Here is a 1,171-nt window from a genome sequence, read left to right as displayed (position 1 = left end):
CAGGGTTCAGCGGGCGGGCGCGAGCGATTCTCCACTTCAGAACCGTCTAGCTCGCCCGCTCCGTTGCAACCCATGGTTCGTCGTCCGTTTCATTGATGCGTGGGTGGTGCGTACGGGTTACCGTCGTCGTGATTACGTGGAATCAATACGCGCGGGGAAAATGGGTTGGTGTCGCCATCCGGCCCGCGATTGCGATCGGGATCGGGTGTCAGTACCAGGTTGATCCCACCATGGACATTGCCGATCAAGAGTCCCGCGAGGATACCAAAGCCACCAAGCCCGCCGACAACCTCGTGCATGTAATACTGTTTGTTGTCCGCGAGCATTACTCCTGCGATTGCCCCGACGAGATAGAGTCCCGTGACCCACCACCGAATCGGGCGTCCCTGAGTTCGTTTTCGGTCATCGTTTCTTGATATCGCGTGGTGTAAAAGCGTTGCGACGCCGAAGATCACAAACGCAAAGATTGCAGCACCGCCGATCGCGGCGAATCGTTCAGCAATTGTGACGGGTGTATTCTGCATACGACTCTTCCATCGACGAACGCTAGCCGTAACCGGGTCGCGTCGAAAAAGTTTGCCATTGCCAAAACGCGTGGCACGCGACTCCGGTTCACGGCATTGTTATCCCGCATTCCCTGTCTGGTAGTTCTGTCACAACGTCGATGACGTTAAAATATTTGCACTAGAGCCAGACCATCGCGCAAACGATTGCTGCCGTCACGGCGGTGTAAATCAACCCAAGAAACAGGATATATCCTATCGTTTTATGCATTGAGGCGAAACTACCCAGCAACTTTTCACCGAACTTGCGATTTGAAACAACGATTTGAAACGTCCACAAGATGTAGGTAAGTATCGCTCCGATAATGTGTGCGGCGAGGATGGTTTTGAAAATTGTCGTGCCTGAAAACGAGCTATTTTCAGCTAGGCTTCCTGAACCTCCAGAAAACCTAATCAGGCCTTCGAGAGTTAGGACACCAAGGACGCATGCAATAAAAACCGCGTTTTGAATCCTTTTGTGGGTCTTGTATAAACCTTCTTTTGCCAGGCCAATCGCGTAATACACAGCGAATGGAGCGAAAAGATTCAGAATCAAAACGGCGGTCAAAATAAGAGTTGCTGTATTCATTATCGCTTAGATCAAATCGTTTCCTAAACAATTGTGAGGG

The 1,171-nt window shown here is 51.1% G+C and carries 2 protein-coding genes; both read right to left on the bottom strand.

The genetic code is table 11. The features are described 5' to 3' along the window. Window positions 1-89: 89 nt before the first annotated feature. A complete protein-coding gene (locus RE6C_RS23850) occupies window positions 90-524 on the bottom strand; it encodes a hypothetical protein (protein ID WP_008660736.1) in 435 nt (144 codons plus the stop codon). Window positions 525-684: 160 nt separating this feature from the next. Next, window positions 685-1,131 (bottom strand): DUF420 domain-containing protein, encoded by a 447-nt coding sequence (locus RE6C_RS23845; RefSeq protein WP_008660735.1) that lies wholly within the window; start codon window positions 1,129-1,131, stop codon window positions 685-687. Window positions 1,132-1,171: the final 40 nt, after the last annotated feature.

This window comes from Rhodopirellula europaea 6C (assembly GCF_000338295.1).
In the GTDB taxonomy this organism is placed as follows: domain Bacteria; phylum Planctomycetota; class Planctomycetia; order Pirellulales; family Pirellulaceae; genus Rhodopirellula; species Rhodopirellula europaea.
This window is presented reverse-complemented; position numbering and strand designations above follow the sequence as displayed.

Coding starts and splice junctions, on each gene's coding strand:
- RE6C_RS23850 (WP_008660736.1), bottom strand. CDS start 524: ATGCAGAATACACCCGTCACAATTGCTGAACGATTCGCCGCGATCGGC.
- RE6C_RS23845 (WP_008660735.1), bottom strand. CDS start 1,131: ATGAATACAGCAACTCTTATTTTGACCGCCGTTTTGATTCTGAATCTT.